This window comes from Palleronia sediminis (assembly GCF_004358695.1).
Lineage (GTDB): Bacteria > Pseudomonadota > Alphaproteobacteria > Rhodobacterales > Rhodobacteraceae > Palleronia > Palleronia sediminis.
Map to the genome: position 1 here is coordinate 1 of NZ_SNAA01000041.1, position 2,395 is coordinate 2,395.

Below are 2,395 nucleotides of genomic sequence, written 5' to 3' on the forward strand. Positions count from 1 at the left end.
GCCTTTTGTTTTTTTATCTTCAAGTTTAGTAATCTATTCCCAGCCTCGTCGGATGTCTGTTCGTTTGCACTCAGGACATTGCACAGCAAAGGTAGGTCTGTCACGAAGGCGGGCCTCGCGTTGCTCGGCCTCGCTCAGAACTTCGGTCTCGAAGCGGCGTCCGCAATTATTGCATCGAAATCTGACGGTATCAGTCATACGATATTCCGGCTTGTTGCAGAACTTCCGCCCATAGCGTTTCAGCGGCGGTCTCTGGGTTCATGCGGCGTTCGTTGTGGGAGAAGCCTATCGAGCCTTTAAGATGAAGCTCATACTCATCAGCCTCGACACTGAACCAGCCATTCGCTGTGTTCTCGGCGGCGTCTTCGGAAAACGAATAGTAGACGTCGCCGAAGTGATGTTTGCCGCGTCCGCCGTGTACGGTGAGATGCGCCGTTCCTCGCCCGAGCCCGCGATTGACAATCACGCAGCCAAAGGACGTTTCGGAAAGATCGGTGAAACGTCCCCGCAAGCCCTCGACGCTGTTCAGTTCCTGAACTGCGCTCTGGAAATAGGACTTGATCGCCTTGAAGGCGGCTTCCCGATATTCGGCCTTGTCGATGTCGTCAAACTCACGCCGGACGCGGTATCGCCGCTCTGGCGCTGATTGCTCCACCCCGTCACCGTCCAGCGCGGCGGGCGCACTGGACCCTGGCAGCGATGCGGGCGGCTCGTGATCCAGAATCCGGCGCAACTCCTGAATGACGTTCAGGTACGCCAAGTTCTGGTTCGTCCACTCGCTGATCGGCTTGCCGTCTTGCGGCAAAGCCTTGAGCGCACGCAGCCGCGACGCCGCCCAATCGCAGGGCTCGATGATGATCGGGACCACGCGGGCATGCCGCGCGTCGTGACGCTCCAGCGCCCGGTTCATCTCGGTTTCCACGCAATAGTCGGAGGCCAGAAAGTCGGGGCTGACAAGGAGAAGGAACAACTCGCAGCTTTCGAGTTGCTCTTTGACTTCGGCGTCCAGTTCATCCCCGGCCAGAATGTCGCGGTCATACCATGCTTCAATGCGCCCTTCGCGTTTCAGCGAGGCAAGATGAACATGCAGGCGCTCCAGAGCGCCGCTGTCGCGGTGAGAGTACGAGATAAATGCTTTCACTGCCTCTTACTTGCCTTTCTTGCCGCCGTGCTTCGTCGGATCGGCCATCTTGTACTGTTGGCCGGATTTCAGCGGCGGGGGCAGCGGCTCGCCCTTCGTCACTGTGCGCTCGATGCCCGTCGCGCCGCCGCGTGGACCTGTCATTTCGTACTGACCGCTGCGCGGTGCCTTCTCGCCCGGTTTGTATGTCTTGGCCATGGTCGTTCTGTGCTACATCCTGTGTGAATCTCTCTGAGATTCGCAATATATCACGGCGAAGCCGGAGCACAAAGAGAACACTCTTGTTGCGCGGCTGACCATCGGTCAGCCGCGATTTTTGTCTTCCCTCCTGGATCGCAGCACGTTTTGCCCCGCCGCCAGACGGGGGCGGCAGGGCGTCCTTCGCTTGGCTGTGGTCAGGCGGCTAGAGCGTCTGGGCGGGTTTGGAGATAGCGGTTAACGCCTGCGAGGCGCTGGCGCGCATGGGCGCAATACTTTTCTTCCAACTCAATCCCGAGGTATTGCCTGCCAGACAGCGCGGCGGCAACTGACGTACTACCGGAGCCAGAAAAAGGGTCACAGACAAGATCGCCCCTCTTGGAAAACGCCTTGATAAGCGGCTGCAAGCTTTCAACGGCCTTTTCTGTTGGATGGGCGCGGTTGCCCGTGCGCGTCCAATGCTGCACGTCTGCGATTGGCGCGGCTGGCCTCGCAGGGCGTCCTTTCGCCAAAACATAGGCTTGCTCATGGTGGTATTTGAGAACGCCTGTTCTTGAGCTGTAATCTTTCGTCCAGACGATATGTCCGGCCACGGTAAATCCCGCGTCCTTCCAGGCCTTCATGAATTCATCAACCCTGTTCCAGCCATAGAACGAAATGCAATAGCTGTTCGGCCTCATGGCGCGGTAGAGTTCGCCAAAAACCGGAAGCACCGCGCTTAAATCGTCGTCGTTCTTGACGCTTCGCCCCGTCCTGTCTCGATACCGCACCCCATATGGCGGGTCAGTAACGGCCAGATCAATTATCCCGCTTGGCACTTCCTTTAGAACCTCCAAGGCATTGCCACTGATGATTTTGTTAAATTCTTTCATTTGTCTTACTCCTGTTATCGGTTGCGCATGCAACCGATCTGCCCCTCTGGCGAAGAGAGGGGGGGAGACCGTCCAGACCGAAGGCCATGGTGGGTGGTGCGGGCGCAGCCGAAGGCGAGCCACGGCCCATGGCCTTCGCCCGCAGGGCTTGGTCTTGACGGGCGATGGGCCGTCAGGCCCTTTT

3 protein-coding genes are annotated in these 2,395 nt (G+C 58.4%); all 3 read right to left on the minus strand.

The window, feature by feature from the left end; all coding sequences use genetic code 11:
* Positions 1-190 precede the first annotated feature (190 nt).
* Entirely contained in the window at positions 191-1,141 is a 951-nt protein-coding gene (locus E2L08_RS16725; protein WP_133398219.1) for a toll/interleukin-1 receptor domain-containing protein, read from the minus strand.
* A gap of 6 nt (positions 1,142-1,147) precedes the next feature.
* Positions 1,148-1,339, minus strand: coding sequence for a YjzC family protein (locus tag E2L08_RS16730; protein WP_133398220.1), 192 nt, complete (start codon positions 1,337-1,339; stop codon positions 1,148-1,150).
* Positions 1,340-1,536: 197 nt separating this feature from the next.
* The gene (locus E2L08_RS16735) at positions 1,537-2,211 is read right to left on the minus strand and encodes a DNA methyltransferase (protein WP_133398221.1); all 675 of its coding nucleotides are present in this window, start codon (positions 2,209-2,211) and stop codon (positions 1,537-1,539) included.
* Positions 2,212-2,395 lie beyond the last annotated feature (184 nt).

Bases quoted from the DNA above. Each gene is read 5' to 3' on its own strand.
- E2L08_RS16730 (WP_133398220.1), bottom strand. From the start codon at position 1,339: ATGGCCAAGACATACAAACCGGGCGAGAAGGCACCGCGCAGCGGTCAG.
- E2L08_RS16735 (WP_133398221.1), bottom strand. From the start codon at position 2,211: ATGAAAGAATTTAACAAAATCATCAGTGGCAATGCCTTGGAGGTTCTA.